12 protein-coding genes are annotated in these 19,778 nt (G+C 68.5%); 1 reads left to right on the forward strand and 11 read right to left on the reverse strand.

The window, feature by feature from the left end:
- Window positions 1–220 precede the first annotated feature (220 nt).
- The 10 genes from AB0D85_RS36900 to ngcE all read right to left on the reverse strand — a co-directional run bounded on the left by AB0D85_RS36900 (window position 221) and on the right by ngcE (window position 14,157).
- Complete coding sequence (locus AB0D85_RS36900; RefSeq protein ID WP_362330155.1) at window positions 221–1,669, reverse strand: glycosyltransferase family 39 protein; 1,449 nt, start codon at window positions 1,667–1,669, stop codon at window positions 221–223.
- Between the two features lie 72 nt (window positions 1,670–1,741).
- On the reverse strand, window positions 1,742–3,238 hold the full coding sequence (locus AB0D85_RS36905) for an amino acid permease (protein WP_362330158.1): 1,497 nt from the start codon (window positions 3,236–3,238) through the stop codon (window positions 1,742–1,744).
- A gap of 197 nt (window positions 3,239–3,435) precedes the next feature.
- Window positions 3,436–5,352 (reverse strand): 1-deoxy-D-xylulose-5-phosphate synthase, encoded by a 1,917-nt coding sequence (dxs, locus tag AB0D85_RS36910; RefSeq protein WP_362330161.1) that lies wholly within the window; start codon window positions 5,350–5,352, stop codon window positions 3,436–3,438.
- A gap of 262 nt (window positions 5,353–5,614) precedes the next feature.
- Window positions 5,615–6,880, reverse strand: a complete 1,266-nt coding sequence (locus AB0D85_RS36915) for a sugar ABC transporter permease (RefSeq protein ID WP_362330475.1) — start codon at window positions 6,878–6,880, stop codon at window positions 5,615–5,617.
- 89 nt (window positions 6,881–6,969) lie between these two features.
- A complete protein-coding gene (locus AB0D85_RS36920; protein ID WP_362330478.1) occupies window positions 6,970–7,761 on the reverse strand; it encodes an ATP-binding cassette domain-containing protein in 792 nt (263 codons plus the stop codon).
- A 325-nt stretch (window positions 7,762–8,086) separates the two neighbouring features.
- Window positions 8,087–9,181 (reverse strand): substrate-binding domain-containing protein, encoded by a 1,095-nt coding sequence (locus tag AB0D85_RS36925; RefSeq protein WP_362330164.1) that lies wholly within the window; start codon window positions 9,179–9,181, stop codon window positions 8,087–8,089.
- 134 nt (window positions 9,182–9,315) lie between these two features.
- The gene (locus AB0D85_RS36930) at window positions 9,316–10,515 is read right to left on the reverse strand and encodes an ROK family transcriptional regulator (RefSeq protein ID WP_362330167.1); all 1,200 of its coding nucleotides are present in this window, start codon (window positions 10,513–10,515) and stop codon (window positions 9,316–9,318) included.
- A 331-nt stretch (window positions 10,516–10,846) separates the two neighbouring features.
- On the reverse strand, window positions 10,847–11,746 hold the full coding sequence (locus AB0D85_RS36935; RefSeq protein ID WP_362330170.1) for a carbohydrate ABC transporter permease: 900 nt from the start codon (window positions 11,744–11,746) through the stop codon (window positions 10,847–10,849).
- A 4-nt stretch (window positions 11,747–11,750) separates the two neighbouring features.
- Window positions 11,751–12,677: a sugar ABC transporter permease gene (locus AB0D85_RS36940; protein ID WP_362330173.1), complete on the reverse strand. Its 927-nt coding sequence runs from the start codon at window positions 12,675–12,677 to the stop codon at window positions 11,751–11,753.
- Window positions 12,678–12,705: 28 nt separating this feature from the next.
- On the reverse strand, window positions 12,706–14,157 hold the full coding sequence (gene ngcE, locus AB0D85_RS36945; protein ID WP_362330176.1) for an N-acetylglucosamine/diacetylchitobiose ABC transporter substrate-binding protein: 1,452 nt from the start codon (window positions 14,155–14,157) through the stop codon (window positions 12,706–12,708).
- Window positions 14,158–14,581: 424 nt separating this feature from the next.
- Here ngcE and AB0D85_RS36950 point away from each other — a divergent pair, with 424 nt between their 5' ends.
- On the forward strand, window positions 14,582–18,325 hold the full coding sequence (locus tag AB0D85_RS36950) for a GH92 family glycosyl hydrolase (RefSeq protein ID WP_362330481.1): 3,744 nt from the start codon (window positions 14,582–14,584) through the stop codon (window positions 18,323–18,325).
- A gap of 245 nt (window positions 18,326–18,570) precedes the next feature.
- Here the strand turns inward: AB0D85_RS36950 and AB0D85_RS36955 are convergent, their stop codons facing one another.
- Window positions 18,571–19,662, reverse strand: coding sequence for a lytic polysaccharide monooxygenase (locus AB0D85_RS36955; RefSeq protein WP_362330179.1), 1,092 nt, complete (start codon window positions 19,660–19,662; stop codon window positions 18,571–18,573).
- Between the last annotated feature and the right edge of the window lie 116 nt (window positions 19,663–19,778).

Below are 19,778 nucleotides of genomic sequence, written 5' to 3' on the forward strand. Positions count from 1 at the left end.
GTCCGCGGCATCACCCTGGCCGGCCGCGCCCGCGCAGCGGAGCCGCACCCGTCGCGCCCGGGCCCGCGCCCCTCGGAGCCCTACCGGACCCACCTACGGCTCCGCCGGAAAAGCCGCGCCACGGCGATGCGCCAACCGCCGTCCACCACCCGCCGCATCACCGTAGCCGGCAGCGCCCGCTCAGCGGGGCCGCGCGCCCGCGGAACGCTGCCGAACCCGCCTACTCCCCCGCCACCGGCGCGTACAGCACCGCTCCGTCCACTTCGCCCACCTGTTCGTACCGGGCCGCGAGGAGGCGGTGCAGGCTTGGGACGTGGTCGGGGCCGTACGGCTTGCCGCGGGAGTCGTCGATCACCAGCGCCGGGGGGCTCTCCGCCAGTTCCTCGCGGAAGACCGGCCAGGTCCCCTCGACGGCGTACTTCTCACCGACCTGGGGGCCGTCCCGGCCGCCGCTGAAGTTGGTGAGGAGGCCCGCGGTGAGGTAGCGGGTGGCGGGGGTGCGGTCGGCGAGCCAGTAGGTCTCCGGGTGTATCCCCCAGACCAGGACCCGGTCGCCGGGTGCGGTGCGGCGGTCGAGGGTGAGCGCCAGCCGCTGGGCATGGGCGAGTTCGGGACGCGGGGCGAGCAGGCCCCAGGCCAGGAACAGGGCGCAGGCGCAGCAGGAGCCGAGGACGGCGGCCGACGCCCGTTCCCGCGGCAGGATCTGCAGCGCGGCCGTGGCCAACAGGGCAGCGGGCGGGGTGAGTTGCAGGAAGTAGTGGCCGAAGAAGTGGAAGCCGAGGGTGACGGCGACCGCCGACGCGGCCAGCCACAGCCACAGGTCCCCGGCGCCGGTACGGGCGATGCGCAGGGCGCGCACCACGGGCGGGAGCAGCCCGGCGCAGGCCGTGGCGAGGATCGCGGAGTTGGTCAGCGCCCTGGCCAGGACGTGGAGTTCGGAGCCGGTGAAGGAGGCATAGGCACCGGAGCCGGTGACCGTCCAGAACGCGAAGCCGGCCGGGTCGGTGACAAGGGCCGCGCCGAGCACCGGCAGGGCCGCGCCGGCCGCCAGTCTGAGCAGGCCCGCGCGCGAGCCGCCGTACCGGTGGAACAGACAGGCCACCGGCAGCAGGACCGCGCCGCCGGTCTGCTTGGTGAGGAAGGCGCAGGCGACGGCCACCCCGGCGGCGCCCCAGCGGCGGCGGTCGGCGCACCACATCGCGGCGGCCGTGCAGGGCAGTATGAACACCTCGAAGGTGGCCGCCTGCGCGTCCTCGGGGTTCAGCCCCACGGAGACCAGCAGGTACAGCGCCCCGGCGGTACGGCCCGCCCGGTCGCCCCAGCGCCGCCGGGCGAGCGAGGCCAGCAGTACGGCGGTGGCCAGCTGCGCGAGCACGGCGAGGACCCGGACCGGGGTGAGCGACCCGGAGCCGAAGACCGTGAAGACCGCCTCGTACAGCCAGGGCAGCAGCGGCGGCTTGCGGTCCACGACCGTCTCGTACAGCTGTCCGCCCCGCGCCAGCATCCGCGCCTGTACGGCGAGAAACCCCTCGTCCGGGTTCCACAGCGGCCGGACGAAGGACGGCACCCGGGTGACGCAGGCCAGCACGGCGAGCACGGGCAGCAGCCGCGCCCAGTACCCCTTCCGTCCGACTACGGACCGTGGCGGGGCGAGGGGCGCGACGAGCATGGAGAGCACGCTATCCGGCCCCGCAGTCCCACCCGGACGGGACATACGGGGCCGGAGTGGCGAGCCTGGTGATCACGGGGCGTCCGCGCCGCTCTGCTCCCGCACGGCCAGGCGGCTGTGCGAGCGGCCGTAGAGGAAGTAGACGACGAAGCCGATGACCATCCAGATGGCGAACCGCAGCCAGGTCTCGGCGGGCAGGTTGAGCATCAGCCACAGCGAGGCCAGCACCGACACGATCGGCAGCACCGGCACCCACGGGGTGCGGAAGGACCGCTCCAGGTCGGGGCGGGTGTTGCGCAGGATGATGACGCTGATCGCGACGACGATGAACGCGAAGAGCGTGCCGATGTTCACCAGCTCGGCGAGTTCACTGAGACTGGTGAAGCCGGCGACGATCGCGATGACGACACCGAGCAGGATCGTCGGCCGGTACGGGGTGCGGAACCGCGGGTGGGTGTGCGAGAAGAAGCGCGGCAGCAGGCCGTCGCGGCTCATCGCGAAGAAGACGCGGGACTGGCCGAGGAGCAGGATCATGCAGACGGTGGTCAGGCCGATGGCCGCACCGAAGCTGATGAGTCCGGCGAACCAGGGGTGCCCGGTGGCCTTGAACGCGTCGGCGAGCGGGGCGTCCACGGACAGCTCGCTGTACTTCTGCATACCGGTCACCACGACGGCCACGGCCACGTACAGCGCGGTGCAGATGATGAGGGAGCCGATGATGCCGCGGGGGATGTCCCGCTGGGGGTTGCGGGTCTCCTCGGCGGCGGTGGCGACGACGTCGAAGCCGATGAAGGCGAAGAAGACCACCGACGCGGCGGTGAAGATGCCCATCACACCGAAGTTGGAGGGCGCCCAGCCGAACATCAGCTGGATCAGCGGCGCCTTGAGGTTGCCGCCCGCCGGGACCGGCTGCTTCTCGGGGATGAACGGCTGGTAGTTGCCGCCGTGGACGTAGAACGCGCCCGCGATGATGACGACCAGCACGACGGCGACCTTGATGGCGACGACGACCGAGGTGACCCGGGCGGAGAGCTTCATGCCGACGACGAGGATCGAGGTGAGGACGAGCACGAGCGCGGCGGCGAGGATGTCGAAGCCGAAGCCGTGGGCGCCGTCCCTGCCGCTGAGGTACGCGGGCAGGTGCCAGCCGGCGTTGTCGAGCAGCGAGTGGATGTACCCCGACCAGCCGACGGCGACCACCGCCGTGCCGAGCGCCAGCTCCAGGACCAGGTCCCAGCCGATGATCCACGCGGGGAACTCGCCGAGCGAGGCGTACGAGAAGGTGTACGCGGATCCGGCGACCGGGACGGTGGAGGCGAACTCGGCGTAGCACAGGGCGGCGAGGCCGCAGACGACGCCGGCGACGACGAAGGACAGGGCGACGGCGGGGCCGGCGGTGTTCTTGGCGGCCGTGCCGGTCAGGACGAAGATGCCGGTGCCGATGATGACACCCACGCCGAAGACCGTGAGGTCCAGGGCCGACAGGGACTTCCTGAGCGCGTGCTCCGGTTCCTCGGTGTCCTGGATGGACTGTTCGACGTTCTTGGTCCTGAAGAGCGTACTGCGCACGTGCCTACCTCCCAGAGGGCCGGGGGTGCGTATGCCCCGGCAAGGGCAGGTTCACGCAGCTGGGCCGGTTTCGCCACTTGGGGGAGTGGAGAGACCGGCCCATCGGGGTGGTTCGGGTTTCGTCGGGGGGTGCGGGCCGTATGTGGCTGGTCGCGCAGTTCCCCGCGCCCCTAAAGGGGCGCTACAGCCAGGGTTGCTTAATCCCTCGCGGGCTCCACCGAATCCACATCTGGCGTCGGGCCGTCCAGTTTTGCCACCAGGCCCGTGACCTGGCGGGCGATGTCCGGGGCCGTCAGGCCGATCTCCGCCATTACTTCACCCCTCGACGCGTGGTCCAGGAAGCGCGGCGGGATGCCGAAGTCGCGGAGGGGGACGTCTACGCCCGCGTCGCGCAGGGCCTGGGCGACGGCCGAGCCGACGCCGCCCACCCGGATGTTGTCCTCCACCGTGACGACCACCCGGTGCCGCTCGGCCAGCGGGGCCATGGCCTCGTCCACCGGCTTGACCCAGCGCGGGTCGACCACGGTCGTCGAGATGCCCTGCTTGTCGAGGAGGCCGGCGATCTCCAGGCACATGGGGGCCAGCGCGCCCACGGAGACGAGGAGCACATCGGGGGTGTCGGTGCCCGGCTCGCGCAGCACGTCCATGCCGCCGACCGTGCCGACGGCGGGTACGGCGGGGCCGACCGCGCCCTTGGAGAAGCGGACGACCGTCGGGGCGTCGTCGACCTCGACGGCCTCGCGGAGCTGGGCGCGGACCTGGTCGGCGTCGCGCGGTGCGGCGAGCCGCAGGCCGGGGACGACCTGGAGGATCGACATGTCCCACATGCCGTTGTGGGAGGCGCCGTCGGTGCCGGTGACGCCGGCCCGGTCCAGGACGAAGGTCACCCCGCACCTGTGCAGGGCCACGTCCATCAGCACCTGGTCGAAGGCGCGGTTGAGGAAGGTGGCGTAGACGGCGAAGACGGGGTGCACCCCGGCGGTCGCGAGGCCGGCGGCGGAGACGGCGGCGTGCTGCTCCGCGATGCCGACGTCGTAGATCCGGTCCGGGAAGGTGTCCGCGAACTTCTTCAGGCCGACCGGCTGGAGCATGGCCGCGGTGATCGCGACGATGTCCTCGCGCTCCTTGCCGAGCTTCACCATCTCGTCGCCGAAGACGGAGGTCCAGTCGGCGCCGGAGGCCTTGACCGGCAGGCCGGTGTCGGGGTGGATGGGGCCGATGCCGTGGAAGCGGTCTGCCTCGTCCTGGAGGGCGGGCTGGTAGCCGCGGCCCTTCTCGGTGAGGCAGTGGACGATCACCGGGCCGCCGAACCGCTTGGCGCGGGCCAGCGCCGACTCCAGGGCCTCGATGTCGTGCCCGTCGATGGGGCCGACGTACTTCAGTCCGAGGTCCTCGAACATGCCCTGCGGGGCGATGAAGTCCTTGAGCCCCTTCTTCGCGCCGTGCAGGGTGTCGAAGAGGGGCTTGCCGACGACCGGGGTGCGCTCCAGCAGGTCCTTCCCACGGGCGAGGAACCGCTCGTACCCGTCGGTGGTGCGCAGGGTCGCCAGGTGGTTGGCGAGGCCGCCGATGGTGGGGGCGTACGACCGCTCGTTGTCGTTGACGACGATGACCAGCGGGCGGTCCTTGGCGTCGGCGATGTTGTTCAGCGCCTCCCAGGCCATACCGCCGGTGAGAGCGCCGTCACCGATCACGGCGACGACATGGCTGTCGCGTTTGAGCTGCTGGTTGCCCTTGGCGATGCCGTCGGCCCAGCCGAGGACCGTGGAGGCGTGGCTGTTCTCGATGACGTCGTGCTCGGACTCGGCCTGCGAGGGGTAGCCCGAGAGGCCGCCCTTCTGCTTCAGCTTCGAGAAGTCCTGCCGGCCCGTGAGCAGCTTGTGCACATAGGACTGGTGGCCGGTGTCCCACAGCACCTTGTCCTTCGGGGAGTCGAAGACGCGGTGCAGGGCGATGGTGAGCTCGACCACGCCCAGGTTGGGACCGAGGTGTCCGCCGGTCTTGGAGACCGCTTCCACGAGGAAGCTCCGGATCTCCTCTGCCAGCTGGACCAGCTCCTCGGGGCTGAGCCGGTCCAGATCGCGCGGTCCCCTGATACGGGTCAGCAGCGGCACCCGTGCCTCCTTGCAGTAGAGCTGATCGAGCTGTTGCCGGGCTCGTCGAGTCTAATGTTCCGCCCGGGCGGCCGAACTCCGGCCCATGGGTCATAGGTCACGCGATCGGCCGTACCCATCATGAGCCCCACCTATGACACGACTGTGCCCGGCACTGTCCAGTGCCGGGCACAGTCGGAAACCCAGGGGCGCGAGGAACTGCGCGACCAGCCACGACGGCGGATCAGCCGCAGACGCACCGCACCCCCTAGGGCGCTCGGCGTCAGCCGCGCCCCGCCGCCTTCTGGCTCTTACGGGACACCGAGTCGATGACCACCGCACCCAGCAGAACGCCACCCGTGATCATGTACTGGATCGACGTGTTCATGTTCAGCAGGTCGAGACCGGTCTGGATGGACTGGATGACCAGCATGCCCAGCAGCGCGGACCACACCGAGCCGCGGCCGCCGAACAGCGACGTACCGCCGATGACCGCGGCCGCGATGGCCAGCATCAGCGTGTTGCCGCCACCGGCGTTGAGCGTCGCGCTCGCGGTCTGACCGGCGAAGAACATACCGCCGATGGCGGCGAAGCCACCGGAGATCGCGAAGACCGTGATCCGGACCAGCGGCACGCTGATACCCGCACGGCGGGCCGCCTCGATGCCGCCGCCGACCGCGAAGACCTTGCGGCCGAACGTCGTACGACGGAGCACGAAGTCGACGACGACCAGCGACGCGAGGAAGATCACCAGCGCGTTGGAGACACCGGCCGCGTTGTTCAGCACGGCCGCCGCGGCGAAGGACGCGATCGCGAGGAGGACGACGCGGATGAGGATCTCGCTGGTGGGCCGGAACGGCACGCCCGCCGCACGGCGCCGGCGCTGCTCGTTGAACTGGCCCAGCGCCGACAGGACGACACCGAGGCCGGCCAGCAGGTAGGCGCCGATGATGGCCTGGTCCATGAAGAAGGAGGACTGGCCGAGAATGTGCACCGGTCCGCTGTCGGCCGGGATGTTGATCGTGCCGCTGTCGCCCAGCAGCCACAGCATCAGACCGTTCCAGCCGAGGAAGCCGGCCAGGGTGACCACGAACGCGGGTACGCCGATCCGCGCGAAGAACCAGCCGTGCAGCGCGCCGATGCCGACGCCCGTGATGATCGTGAGGATCAGGGCGAGCCACTGGTTCATCCCGTGGTTGACCACGAAGACGGCGAACACCGTGGACGCCAGACCGCTCACCGAACCGACGGAGAGGTCGATCTCACCCAGCAGCAGCACGAACACCAGGCCGATGGCGAGCATGCCGGTGGCCGAGAGGAAGTAGCTGATGTTGGACAGGTTGTCCGCGCTGAGGAACAGGCTGTTCTTCACCTGGAAGATGGTCCAGATGATGATCAGGCCGATGACCACCGGCAGCGAGCCGAGCTCGCCGCCCCTCACCTTGCGCTTGAACTCGGTGAGGTAGCCCTTGAGGCCCTCTTCACGGACCAGCAGCCGCGGGTCGACGACCGCGACCGGCGCGGCCGTGGGGTCGTCGGCGGGGGCCACCGTCGCGGTGGCCGCGGCGGCCTCGACGGCCGCGCTCTTCTCGACCTCGGGCGACTCGTCGCCCTGCACGGTCTTGTTGGACGTCTCGCTCACTTTGCCGCCTCCGTGGTGCGACGCTCCGCACGACGGGTCACGGCGTTGTCCGTGGCGCCCGTGATCGCGGCGATGATCTCTTCGTGGCTGGTGGTCTTCACAGGGAAGGAGCCGTTGTTCTTGCCCAGGCGCAGGACGGCGACGGTGTCCGCGACCGCCTTCACATCGGCCATGTTGTGGCTGATGAGGATGACGCCGAGGTTGCGCTCGCGCAGTCGCTCGACGAGGTCGAGGACCTGCGCGGTCTGCTCGACACCGAGGGCGGCGGTGGGCTCGTCGAGGATGACGACCTTGGGGTCGCCGATCAGCGAGCGGGCGATCGCCACGACCTGGCGCTGACCGCCGGAGAGGCTGGCGATCGGGATGCGCACGCTCGGGATGCGGATGGAGAGCGTGCTCAGCAGCTCGCGCGCCTGCTTCTCCATCGTCACCTCGTCGATGACGCCCCGGTGCAGGAGCTCACGCCCGAGGAAGAGGTTGCCGACCACGTCGAGGTTGTCGCAGAGCGCGAGGTCCTGGTAGACCGTCGCGACGCCGAGTCCCTGGGCGTCGTGCGGCTTGTTGATGCTGACCGGGTTGCCCTCCCACTCGATGACGCCCTCATCGATGGGGTGCACACCCGCGATCGTCTTGACCAGGGTCGACTTTCCTGCGCCGTTGTCGCCCACCAGGGCGACCACTTCTCCGGCGTGGACCTCCAGATCGACATCGGTGAGGGCCTGGACCGCACCGAATCGCTTGGAGACTCCGCGCAACGCCAGCACGGGCGTAGCGGACACGTGAACCATCTCCTTCGCCGCCTGACCGGCGGGGATGCCGCGCTTGGTGATCAGGCGCGGAGGGACGTGCGGTACCTCAGGGTGTTCGGGTCTTCGCACGCGGTTTACAAGATGAACATGCGCGAATCCGCTGCGCTTGGCAACGGGTCCGTCCGACGCCCGCTCCGGCAGCGGGGTATGAAGGCCGGAGCGGGCGTCGGAGGAGTTTCGCGTGACCGCCGGACGGACGGGGCGCCTTGCGGAAGGGCCGGTCGTGTCGGGCGGCCGGGGCCCGGGTGTCGTACTGCGATCACCCGGGCGCTGGCGGCCGGAGCCTGACGGCTCCAGGGCCGGACTACTGCAGGCCGGCGGCCTTGCAGGCCTTGGCGAACTCGGCGGTGCAGATGTCGGCGACGGTGTACAGCTGGTCCTTGATCACCGTGTCCTTGATGTTGGCCTTGGTGACCGACACCGGGGTCAGCAGCTGCGAGGGCACCTTGTCGCCGGAGCCGCTGGTCTGCGTGGTGGTCGCGAGCGAGGTGATGCTCTTGTTCTGGAGCAGGTCCACCGCGATCGTGGCGGCGGCGTCCGCCTCCGGCTTGAACGCCTTGTAGACGGTGGAGGACTGGGTACCGGCGATGATGCGCTGGATGCCCGCGAGCTCCGCGTCCTGACCGGTCAGCGGGATGCCGCTGATGCCGGCGCCCTTGAGGGTGGTGGCGATACCACCGGCCATGCCGTCGTTGGCGGAGTAGACGCCCGCGATGTTCTTGGCGCCCAGCTGGGTGATGGCCGCCTTCACCTTCTGCGCGGCGACCGTGTCCTTCCACAGGCCGGACTGCTCGTAGGCGATGGTGACCTTGCCGTCGAGGGCCTCGTGCGCGCCCTTCTTGAACTGGGCGGCGTTCGGGTCGGCGTCGTCACCGTTGATCATGACGATCTTGGACTTGGTGGTCGCCTTGGAGCCGAGGGCGGTCAGCAGGGCCTGGCCCTGCAGCTGGCCGACCTTGACGTTGTCGAAGGAGACGTAGGCCGAGACCGGGCCCTGGGCGAGGCGGTCGTACGCGACGACCTTGACACCCTTGTCCACCGCGGCCTGGATGGAGGACTTGATGGCCGCGGAGTCCTGGGCGGAGATCACGATGACCTTCACGCCCTTGGTGACCATGGTGCTGACCTGCTGGGCCTGCTTGGCAGCGTCACCGGCAGCGTTCGCGTACTCGACCTTGCAGTCGGCACACAGCGAGCTGACCTGCGCCTCGAAGTACGGCTTGTCGAACTTCTCGTAGCGCGCGGTCACACTGTCGGGGAGCAGCAGGCCGATGGTCTTGCTACCACCGGAGGAGCTGCTGCTCGACGAGTCGCTCTTCTTGCTGTCGCCGGCCTTGCCACAGGCGGCGAGGGACAGCGCCATGGAAACAGCGGCGGTGCCGATCACGACTCTACGCATCGTTGCGTTCATTTGGGGGTGCCTCCCTGACAGGGCCGCAACGCTGCGGCCGAGGTGGCTCGAAGTCAACTCGGCCGCAAGTTCGACGTCAAGAAGTAAATACTTAACGAGATGGCAACGGCGCCATTCGTTCTCTAAGTGAAGGCAGGTGCAACAGCAGGCACCGAGCCATCCAAAAGGGTCGAATCGCCCATCTCGCTGAGCGCGAGGGCGAGCGCGCCGAGCACCTCCGCGCGACCGCCAAGTGCCCCCGGGAGCACCGAGAGTTGACGGGCCGCACTGGGGATCGCGTAGCGGCCCACGGACTCCCTGATGGGCCCCAGGACCAGCTCTCCGGCCTCGGCGAGATCGCCGCCGAGGACCACCCGGCTCGGGTTGAGCAGGTTGCAGAGATTGGCCACACCGCTGCCGATGTGACGTCCGACGTCGGCGATCACCCGACGGCAGCCGGCATCCCCGTCCCTGGCCAGCCGCACGACGCCCTCCATGGTCAGGTCGGTGCCGTGGCTGGGCTGGAGCAGCGGCAGGACGTAGCGGGCCGCCGCGAAGGTCTCCAGACAGCCGCGGTTGCCGCACCGGCAGACCGGACCGGCTTCGTCGAGCGTGATGTGGCCGATCTCGCCGGCGGTGCCGCCGGGACCACGATAGATCTTCCCGTTGATCACCAGCCCGGCACCGACACCGCTCGCGACCTTGATGTAAGCAAGATCACGTACGCCCTTGCCGCTGCCCCAGACCAGCTCGCCGAGGGCGCCGAGGTTGGCGTCGTTGTCGACGTGCACGGGGACACCGAGGCGGAGCCGGAGCTCCTCGGCGGGTCTCGCGCCGATCCAGCCCGGCAGGATGGCGCTGGAGCCGAGCGTGCCGGACTCGACGTCGATCGGACCGGGGACGCCGACGCCCACGCCGGCGATCTTCGAACGGTCCACGCCGGTCGCCGCGATCAGGCGGTTGACCAGCTCCTCCGCCCGGTCGAAGCCCTGGCTGGCCGACGCGTCCACGTCGAGGGGCTCGGACTCCTCGGCCAGCACCTGGTGGGCGAGGTTCCCGATCGCGACACGCAGGTGGGTGTGGCCGAAGTCGACCCCTATGACAATGCCGGCGTCACCGCTCAGACTCACGCTGCGGGCCCTTCGGCCGCCCGCCGACGTGGGCGTGACCTCGACGGTTCCGCCGTCCTTGAGCTCGCGCACGATGTTGGAGACCGTCGCCGCCGACAGGCCGGTCGTGCGCGCGATCTCCGCCTGCGTGAGCGATCCGGCCAGACGTACGGCCCGTACGACACGTTCCAGGTTGGCTCGGTGCAGCGACGACTGCGACCCCGGAGTCTCCATCGACCCATCCACTCCCGCCATCGGAGGCGGCCACGATGCCGCCAACGTGACCCAGGCCACACCTCTGGGGCCGGGTCACTTACAAGTTATGAACTCCAAGCTCTGCTGAACGGGTTACCGGCGTCAAGACCTTGACAGAAATCGTTCGCGGTTCGGGAGTTCACTGGTGGCAATGTTGCGGACATGTCTAGGCCACTGCGGAGCAGGTCGGAGGGGGGATGGTGGGTGGGTCCGTGGGCGGGTGCGGCTGCGTCGTGGCTGGTCGCGCCCACGCGACGGCAGTCGCATATTGAATGCAGCCCCGCGCCCCTTCAGGTTGGCAAGCCGGGCCTTACTTCAAAGCGCCCGCCGTCAGACCCGCCACCACCTGGCGCTGGAAGATGATGTACGCCGCCAGTACCGGGAGCATCGCCATCACCAGGCCCGCGAACAGGCCGGACCAGTCGCCCTTGTAGCCCTGGCTCACCGCCAGCTGGACCAGGCCCTGGGTGAGGACGTGCTTGTCGGGGTCCGTGTTGAGGACCGTCGGGAGCATGTACTGGTTCCACTGGCCGAGGAAGTTGAAGATCCCCACGCTGATCAGGCCGGGCTTCGCCATCGGCAGCATGATCTGGAAGAACGTGCGGGTGTGCGAGGCGCCGTCGACGAAGGCGGCTTCGGCCACGGAGGTGGGCAGCGTGCGGAAGAACGCCGTGAGGAAGAAGACCGTGAACGGCAGCGAGTACGCGATGTAGACCAGGATCAGGCCGTGGATCGTGTTCAGCAGGCCCATGTTGTTCACGACGTAGAAGAGCGGGACCAGCGCGAGCATGATCGGGAAGCTCATGCCGCCGATGAACAGGTAGTAGATGAAGCGGTTGCCCGGGAAGTCGAAGCGGGCGAGGACATAGGCCGCCATCGAGCCGAGGACCAGCGTGCCGATGAGCGAACCGCCCACCACCAGGATGGTGTTCAGGAAGTAGTCGCTCATGTTGGCCTGGGTCCACGCCCGCGACCAGTTGTCGAAGTGCAGCTTGTCGGGCAGCGCCCAGGGCGAGCCGAAGATCGACTTGTCGTCCTTGAACGACGTCATCACCGCCCACAGCAGCGGTGTGACCACCATCACGGCCCAGATGATCAGGACGCCGTGCGAGAAGACGTTGAGGACGCCACCTTCGCGCTTTCGCCGGGCCGGCGCGGGTTCGGGGCTCTCGGCCTGGGTGACAGTGACATCGGTCTCGGTCGTCGTCATCGCTTCAGTACTCCAGCCGCTCGCGACGGCCCAGCCGCATCACGATCGCCGCGAAGGCGAGCGTGACGACCAGCAGGGCGACGCCGATGGTGGTGGCGTAGGCGGCCTGACCGTCCCGGAACGCCTTCTGGTACACGTACAGGACCAGCACGGTCGTCGAGTAGTCGGGGCCGCCCGGTCCGGTCGTCATGATCTGTACGACCGCGAACGACTCGGCGCCGAGCGCGAGGATGCCCATGTAGACCCAGCCGGACTGCACGGTGTCCCACAGCAGCGGCAGGGTGATGCGGAAGAAGGTCGCGGCGCGGCCGGCGCCGTCGAGCAGGGCGGCCTCGTAGAGATCCGTGGGGATGGACGCCATGCCGGCCGAGAAGAGGACCACGAAGAAACCGACCGTGGACCAGACCAGGACGGCCATCACACACCACAGGGCGAGGCTCGGGTCGCCGAGCCAGAGCGGCTGGACATTGTCCAGACCTATTCCGCGCAGCAGTGAATTGATCGCGCCGCTGTCCGGGTTGTAGGCGAAGGCGAACAGCAGCGAGACGATCGCGATCGACAGCACCTGCGGGAAGAAATAGACGATCTTGTAGAAGGAGGAGCCGCGGACACCGGTGACGACCGGGCCGCCCTTCCTCCTCCGGCCGCCGACATTGATCATGAAGGCGAAGAACAGCGCCAGGCTGATCGTCACCAGCGGCAGCACGACCGCGAACATCAAGCTGTGCTGCAAGGACTTCCAGAAGATCTCGTCGTGGAGCATCCTCTTGTAATTGTCCAGGCCGACCATCTTGAATTCGGGGCTCAGGCCGGTCCAGTCCGTGAACGAGTAGTAGATGGACTGGATGAACGGCCACACCACGAAGAGCGCGTACAGTCCGAGGGGCAACGCCAGAAACCCCACGATGAACCGGTACTTGCCGTGCTGCATCGCCACTCCGGTACTCAGAGAGTTCTGGTCACTGGTGCTTGTAGTGCTTGATCGAGGTGTCCTTCGCGGTCTCGTCGGCAAAGCCCTGGATCTTCTTGATGGCCTCCGCCGGGGTGAGCCGGCCGGCCATCATCTCGCCGAGGCCGGCGACTCCGATCTTCTCCTTCTGAAGCTGTACGTACCAGTCCTGCATCCGCGGGTTGACCACGTTCGACCCGGCCAGTTTCAGCGCGGCGACACCGGAGGTGAGGCCCGGGGTGAGGGTGATGCCGTCGGTGCCGCCGTTGTACGCGGTCAGCGATTTCACCTTGGTCGTGAAGTTCTTGGAGGACGCCTCGCTGAGCATGATGCGCAGCTGCTCCATGCCGCCCGCGGCGTTCTTCGCCTTGGCCGGGACGATGAACGGCTCGCCGCCGGAGGCCCAGATCGTGCCGAACGGCATCTTGTCGTTCTTGTCGATGCCGGTGGGCGCGGAGACGGCGAGGTTGAAGTCGGAGGGGATGACGTTCGCCGACTCGTTCTCCACCCAGGAGCCGTTCGGGATGAACAGGGCCTTGCCCTGCGCCCAGGCGGTCTGCGACTGGATGTGGTCGAGCCCCGGGGTGCCCTTGAGGATGTACCCCTTCTTGTAGAGCTCGTAGTAGGCCTCGAAACACGCCTTGACGGCCGGGTGTTTCCAGGCGTTCGGCTCCAGGTTGTCGATCGCGTTCAGGACCTCGACGCCGCCGACCTTGCCGATCATCGGATAGAGCGAAAAGGGGATGTAGTACGGGTACTTGCCCGCGTAGGTCCAGCCGGCCATGCCCTTCTTCTTGGCCTTCTCGCAGACGGCGATCATCTGGTCCCAGGTCTGCGGGTACTCGGCGTCGAGCGAGTCCAGGGCCTTCTGCGAGTACCAGACGCCGTAGACCGTGTAGGCGTAGTACATGATCCAGACCGGGTTGCCGTCGAACTGGCCCATCTCGACGATCCCGGGGCGCAGCGTGTCGCGGACCTTCTTGCTCGGGTCGTCGTACGACGGCGCGTCGAGCAGCGGGGTGAGATCGGCCAGTTGGTTCTTGCCGACCAGCACGCCCATGTCCATCTGCTCGGCGCCGGAGTTGTCGATGAGGTCCGGCGGGGTGCCCTGGTTGAAGCGGGGCTGGAGGGTGGACTGGATCTTCTGCGTGGCGGAGAACTTGACCGTGGCCTTCGGGAAGTCCTTCTCGTAGATCTTCACCGCGTCCTGGGCGTACTCCTTCCCGAAACCGCCGTCGAAGAGGACGAATTCCATCTGTGCGGTCTCGTTGACAGCGAGCGGGTTCTTGGCCGTCTTCTTCCCCGCCTTGTCCTTGGACTGGCCGCCCCCGCCGCTGCTGGCGCAGGCGGAGAGAAATCCGACGGTGGGGACCGAAATCAGGCCGAGTGCGGCAGAACGCTTGATCAGATCGCGGCGGCCGACGCCCTCGGAACCGTGGTTCGCTGCGGAAGTGGATCCCATGCTCAAGTCCTCGCCCTCTCCAGGACTCAGGCGGTGAACCGGAACCTCCCCGGCACCGCGGTCGGGTAGTGCTGGGTCGTGCAGGAAGTCACGCAGGAAACGCCGACAGGTATAGTCCACTTCCCGCCGACGGGGCAAGATCGAATGCAAGGTTGGCCACTGGTCTTTTCCTAGTTGAGACCTGTCGGAAATATGAGCGACCTGTGTACGTCTTGCCGGAAAAAGAGCCGACATAGCCCCCTGAATGCCGCACCCAACGCCCTTGACATCACGGGTCACTTGACCACCTACTGGTTCCTGCGCCACTCGGCTGACAACGTTGTCTCATGTGGCAGGGAGGGTATCCGTTTTGATGCAGCGGAAGACGCAGCGAAGAACAGGACACAGATCTGGTACGGCGGCCGTGATCACGGCCGCCGTTGTCATGGCGCTGGGCTCCCAGGGAGCCGCGGTCGCCCTGCCCGCCAAGGCACCGGCCGCCGCGACCCGGTTCGCGTCCTCGTTCGAGTCGGGTGATCCGGCGCCGGACTGGACCGACACCGTCGACACGGATCCCAGCGGCGCCCCGCGTGCCGCGGGCGTGGACGGCGGCTACACGACCGGCATCCCCGGCAACGTCACCGACCATGTGACCGACCTGCGCGCCAGCGGCGAGAACACCGGCGCGGGCGAGGTGAAGGAGAACCTCGTCGACGGGGAGCCGGGCACCAAGTGGCTGACCTTCGAGCCCACCGGCTGGGTCGAGTTCGACTTCGACAAGCCCATCAAACTGGTGACGTACGCCCTCACCTCGGCGAACGACTACGACGAGCGCGACCCCCAGGACTGGACCCTCCAGGGCTCGACCGACGGCAAGGACTGGAAGACCGTCGACACCCGGACCGGCGAGTCCTTCACGGAACGGTTCCAGACCAAGTCGTACGACCTCGCCGCCCCCGCCGAGTACCAGCACTTCCGCCTCGACGTCACGCGGAACAACGGCGCCTCCGACATCCTGCAGCTCGCCGACGTCCAGTTCTCCACGGGCGGCAGCGGCGGGCCGGTGCCCCAGGACATGCTCTCGCTGGTCGACCACGGCCCGAGCGGCTCACCGACCGCGAAGGCACGGGCCGGGTTCACCGGAACCCACGCGCTGCGCTACGCCGGACGGCACACGGCGAGCGGCCGCGCGTACTCGTACAACAAGGTCTTCGACGTGAACGTGAAGGTCGGCCGCGACACGCAGTTGTCGTACCGGATCTTCCCGTCGATGGCCGACGGGGATCTGGACTACGACGCCACGAACGTGGCCGTGGACCTGGCCTTCACCGACGGCACCTATCTGAGCGGTCTCGGGGCCCTCGACCAGCACGGGTTCGCGCTGTCCCCGCGCGGGCAGGGCGCGTCGAAGGGCCTGTACGTCAACCAGTGGAACAACGTGGCGTCACTGATCGGTTCGGTCGCGGCCGGCAAGACCGTCGACCGGATCCTGGTGGGGTACGACTCCCCCGCCGGGCCCGCCAAGTTCCGCGGCTGGATCGACGACGTCTCCCTGAAGCCGGTCGCCCCCGAGAAGCCCAAGGCCCATCTGTCCGACTACGCGCTGACCACCCGCGGCACCAACTCCAGCGGCAGCTTCTCGCGCGGCAACAACTTCCCCGCGACGGCCCTGCCGCACGGCTTCAACTTCTGGACGCCGGTGACCAACGCGTCCTCGGAGAGCTGGCTCTACGAGTACGCGCGGGCCAACAACGACGACAACCTGCCGACGATCCAGGCGTTCAGCGCGAGCCATGAGCCGAGCCCCTGGATGGGCGACCGGCAGACCTTCCAGATGATGCCGTCCGCCGCCTCCGGCACCCCGGACACCGGCCGGGAGGCGCGGGAACTGGCCTTCCGGCACGAGAACGAGACCGCGCGGCCCTACTACTACGGGGTGCGGTTCGAGAACGGGCTGAAGGCGGAGATAGCGCCGACCGACCACGCGGCCTCGCTGCGCTTCACCTACCCGGGCGACGACGCGAGCGTGATCTTCGACAACGTGACCGAGCAGGCGGGCCTGACCCTGGACAAGGAGCACGGGATCGTCACCGGCTACTCGGACGTCAAGTCCGGGCTGTCGACGGGCGCGACCCGCCTCTTCGTCTACGGCGTCTTCGACAGGCCGGTGACCGACGGCGACTCCAGCGGGGTCAAGGGCTACCTGCGCTTCGACGCGGGCGCCGACCACACCGTGACGCTCCGGCTGGCCACCTCCCTGATCAGCGTCGACCAGGCCAAGGACAACCTGCGCCAGGAGATCCCGGACGGCACCTCCTTCGACACCGTCAAGGCGCGGGCCCAGAAGGTCTGGGACCGGCTGCTCGGCAAGGTGGAGGTGGAGGGCGCCACGGCCGACCAGCTGACCACCCTCTACTCCAGCATGTACCGGCTGTACCTGTACCCCAACTCCGGCTTCGAGAAGGTCGGTTCGGCGTACCAGTACGCCTCCCCCTTCTCGCCGATGACCAGCCAGGACACCCCGACGCACACCGGCGCGAAGATCGTGGACGGCAAGGTGTACGTCAACAACGGCTTCTGGGACACCTATCGGACGACATGGCCGGCCTACAGCCTGCTGACACCCTCGCAGGCCGGCGAGATGGTCGACGGGTTCGTGCAGCAGTACAAGGACGGCGGCTGGACCTCGCGCTGGTCCTCCCCCGGCTACGCCGACCTGATGACCGGCACCTCCTCGGACGTGGCGTTCGCGGACGCGTACGTCAAGGGCGTGAACTTCGACGCGAAGGCGGCGTACGAGGCGGCGCTCAAGAACGCGACCGTCGTACCCCCGTCCTCCGGCGTGGGCCGCAAGGGCATGACGACCTCCCCCTTCCTCGGCTACACCAGCGACGACACCCGCGAGGGCCTGTCGTGGGCGATGGAGGGGTACGTCAACGACTACGGCATCGCCGAGATGGGCCGGGCCCTGTACAAGAAGACGGGCGAGAAGCGCTACAAGGAGGAGTCGGACTACTTCCTCAACCGCGCCCGGGACTATGTGAACCTCTTCGACTCCAAGGCCGGTTTCTTCCAGGGCAGGGACGCCCAGGGCAACTGGCGCGTGGACTCCTCGGCGTACGACCCGCGGGTGTGGGGCTACGACTACACGGAGACCAACGGCTGGGGCTACGCCTTCACCGCCCCGCAGGACAGCCGGGGCCTGGCCAACCTGTACGGCGGCCGGTCCGGCCTCGCCGACAAGCTGGACGAGTTCTTCGCGACGCCCGAGACGGCCTCCCCCGACTTCGTCGGCTCGTACGGCGGGGTCATCCACGAGATGACCGAGGCACGGGACGTCCGGATGGGCATGCTGGGGCAGTCCAACCAGGTCGCCCACCATGTCACCTACATGTACGACGCGGCGGGCCGGCCCTGGAAGACGCAGGCCTATGTGCGTGAGGTGCTCTCCCGGCTCTACCTCGGCAGCGAGATCGGCCAGGGCTACCACGGCGACGAGGACAACGGCGAGCAGTCGGGCTGGTTCCTCTTCTCGGCCCTCGGCTTCTACCCGCTGGTGACGGGCAGCGGCGAGTACACGATCGGCTCCCCGCTGTTCAAGAAGGCGACGGTCCACCTGGAGAACGGGCGTGACCTGGTGATCAGGGCGCCGCAGAACAGCGCGACGAACGTGTACATCCAGGGCGTCCGCGTCAACGGCCGTATCTGGACGTCGACCTCGCTCCCCCACTCGCTCGTCTCCAAGGGCGGGGTCATCGACTTCACGATGGGCCCGAAGCCCTCGGCCTGGGGCACGGGCAAGAACGCCGGCCCGGTCTCGATCACCCAGGACGACAAGGTCCCGGCCCCGCGCGCGGACGTCCTGAAGCCCGACGGCCCCCTGTTCGACAACACCTCGGCCACGCAGGCGACGGTGACCTCGGTGGACCTGCCGGTGAGCGCGGCGGCGAAGGGCGTGCAGTACACGCTCACCTCACCGGCGGACCACACCAGGGCACCGACCGGCTGGACCCTCCAGGGGTCGTCCGACGGCACCGACTGGCAGACGCTGGACCGGCGTTCGGGTGAATCCTTCACCTGGGACCTGCAGACCAGGGCGTTCACGATCCAGAAGCCCGGGTCGTACCCGCACTACCGCCTGGTCCTGGACAGCGAATCGACTCTGGCGGAGGTGGAGTTGCTGGCCTGAGGCAGCGGCACGAGAACAAGGGGGCGGACCCGGGCGGGTCCGCCCCTGGTTCACTCGGACGGGCTATCCGAGGCGGGTTGACGTCGTTGCCGGTCGGGGCGGTAGAGTCATGTACAGACCATCAGACAACGTTGTCGCACTGTCGAGCAACTCCCACCCGGACAGGCCACCCACCCCCCTCGCCTGCCCGGCTCGCGGACCCGGTGTGCACCGACACCGGGTCCGCCCAGAGCGCGTCATCCGTGTCAACCGACCTGACAGGGCAGGCCGGTTGCACTGTCCCCGCCGTCGCCCTGAACGACGTAGCCGAACGTGGTGCTCTGCCCGGGACTCAGCGAGCCGTTCCAGTCGGCGTTGTGGACCATCACGTCCTGTCCGCTGTAGGTCGCGTTGCCGTTCCAGAGGCTGGCCACAGACTGACCGCCCGGGAGCGTCCAGTCGACCATCCAGCCGAGCATCGCCACGTCACCGCTGTTGGTCACGGTGACCTCGGACTGGTAGCCGCCGGGCCAGCTGTTGGTCGTGGTCCGGGTGGCGGTGCAGGTGCCGGGCGGGGGCTGGGTGGGGTTGCCCGGGTCGTGGATGCCGGTGACCTCGCCGTTGCCGCCGTCGAAGACGACGTCCGAGCAGGAGTAGAAGGTCTCCGTGCTGTCCGAGCGCTGCCACACCATGTAGATGATGTGCCGCCCCGTCTTGTTGGCGGGGAGGGTCCCGGTCCAGGAGTAGTTGGCCTCGACCGTGCCCGGGGTGCCGTTGAGCGGCGGGTGGTCGACGGTCAGGAACGGCGTGTCCTCCATCTCGTCCCAGGTGAGCGGCTTCGTCGGGTCGTAGCCGTCCTTGGTGACGTAGACGTAGAACCAACCCGGGTGCGTCGCCCAGGCGTTGTAGGAGAAGTCGACGGTCGCACCCGAGGTGAGGTGGGTGACCGGCCAGTCGTCACGGGGCAGGTCGAAGCCCGTGAAGTTGGGGTTGCCGCCGCTGCAGAGCTCGCCGTCGGGGACGAAGCCGCGGGTGCGGCCGGCGCCGTCCGAGCGGAGCACGGAGAACCAGTTGTAGAACGGCGTGGTCCCGCTGACCTGCTGCGCCGCCTTGCAGGCCGGGTTGACGGGCTTGATCTCACCGGTGTCGGTGAGCGCGTCCTGCCAGCACAGGAAGGTACGGCTGCCCGGCTTCATGGGGGTGCCGTGCGCCTGGGCCGGGGTGCCGGCGGCCAGGATCAGGGCGAGGGCGGGGACGGTGGTGAGGAGCGCGAGAAGAGTGAGGAAGAGGGCCCGGCCCCGGGTGGGGAGGGGTAATCGGGGAAGCCTCGGGCGGTACGAAGACCTATGGATTGTCATATGCATGACACTTCAACCTCTGTGTGGGGTGAACGGTCGTGCGCGGGTCATGGCGACGATGGCGGGATGGGAGCGGGCCCCGCGCCTCGGCGGGTTCCGGTCCGCCGGTGCTATAT

The organism is Streptomyces sp. NPDC048277 (assembly GCF_040652235.1).
Lineage (GTDB): Bacteria > Actinomycetota > Actinomycetes > Streptomycetales > Streptomycetaceae > Streptomyces.

Bases quoted from the DNA above. Each gene is read 5' to 3' on its own strand.
- AB0D85_RS36930 (WP_362330167.1), bottom strand. From the start codon at position 10,515: ATGGAGACTCCGGGGTCGCAGTCGTCGCTGCACCGAGCCAACCTGGAA.
- AB0D85_RS36935 (WP_362330170.1), bottom strand. From the start codon at position 11,746: ATGACGACGACCGAGACCGATGTCACTGTCACCCAGGCCGAGAGCCCC.
- AB0D85_RS36920 (WP_362330478.1), bottom strand. From the start codon at position 7,761: ATGGTTCACGTGTCCGCTACGCCCGTGCTGGCGTTGCGCGGAGTCTCC.
- AB0D85_RS36950 (WP_362330481.1), top strand. From the start codon at position 14,582: ATGGCGCTGGGCTCCCAGGGAGCCGCGGTCGCCCTGCCCGCCAAGGCA.
- ngcE (WP_362330176.1), bottom strand. From the start codon at position 14,157: ATGGGATCCACTTCCGCAGCGAACCACGGTTCCGAGGGCGTCGGCCGC.
- AB0D85_RS36955 (WP_362330179.1), bottom strand. From the start codon at position 19,662: ATGACAATCCATAGGTCTTCGTACCGCCCGAGGCTTCCCCGATTACCC.
- AB0D85_RS36940 (WP_362330173.1), bottom strand. From the start codon at position 12,677: ATGCAGCACGGCAAGTACCGGTTCATCGTGGGGTTTCTGGCGTTGCCC.
- AB0D85_RS36925 (WP_362330164.1), bottom strand. From the start codon at position 9,181: ATGCGTAGAGTCGTGATCGGCACCGCCGCTGTTTCCATGGCGCTGTCC.
- AB0D85_RS36900 (WP_362330155.1), bottom strand. From the start codon at position 1,669: ATGCTCGTCGCGCCCCTCGCCCCGCCACGGTCCGTAGTCGGACGGAAG.